Consider the following 984-nt stretch of genomic DNA (forward strand, 5'->3'; position numbering starts at 1 on the left):
CGCGGTTGGTGTTTTTCACCGGGTAGCCGCGGGGCGAGATCCATACTGGGGCACCCCGCACCATCACGATCCGGCCACGTTTCTTCCGCCACGGATCATCATCATTCACCCGATTGTGATAGCGACACAACGGCGCCAGATTCCCAATATTGGTCTCCCCGCCATGCCGCCACGCCTCCACATGGTGTAACTCGCAGTTGTCTGCTCCGTGACGGCAGCCAGGAAACGCACACACCGGGGAGACCAGCTTGGCCAAATCACGCTGCTTCTGATTCGCAAGGCGCTGCGTGCGGTACAGATTCACCGCACCGACCTGCGGGTGAAACGCTGCTACCTCCAACGCATCACCGAACTGGGCGGCCAAAAACTCCGCACCGGTCATGGTGGTGCCATCAGTCATCGCCAACAGAACATCATCACCAGTGCCATCCAAGATGCGCAGATAATCCGGCAGCGGCACCAACACCGTGGGACGCGGCGCTGCGGTTGCGACCTTGCCCTCGCCGAAGAAGATCCCAATGAGGTTCTCGGCAATCTGGGGTGCAGCCGGACGATCCTGATCAATCCCTAAACGCCCGGCGTGTTCCATGTCGGAGATCTCCCGCTCGTCGTAGGTCAGATGCAGGGTGCGTTTGCCGTTTCGCGACGGGCCAAATTTCGCCGCATCCACCGCCGGTGTCTTCTCCGCCGGCACCAACGTGCGGGCTGCCGCCTCAATCGCCCGGTAGCCACCTTCGACCTCAAGCAAGGCCAGGCGCAGTGCCCACCGCTGGGACGTATCCTTGACCGGTGCGATGCGTCGCTCGATCAACACCAGCTCGTCCAGCGAGAAACCTCGCGCTAAAGAACTGGCTGTCTTTTGTTTGCGCGTGAACTTGGTGCGCCCGAAATACACATCCCGCAGCCGCGACCAGGCACGCGCTCGATCCGGTGCAAAGCCCGAGGCGAGCGCAACCTCAAGGTCGAAGTCAGCCAGCGTCTCTA

Annotated in this window: 1 protein-coding gene; it reads right to left on the bottom strand. The window is 61.6% G+C overall.

Annotation, left to right across the window (positions count from 1 at the left end; all coding sequences use genetic code 11):
• The coding region (locus HMPREF2690_RS12555) for an HNH endonuclease signature motif containing protein (protein WP_070820821.1) at positions 1–984 on the bottom strand (984 nt) is incomplete at both ends.

It is taken from the genome of Corynebacterium sp. HMSC034E11, assembly GCF_001835905.1.
Lineage (GTDB): Bacteria > Actinomycetota > Actinomycetes > Mycobacteriales > Mycobacteriaceae > Corynebacterium > Corynebacterium coyleae.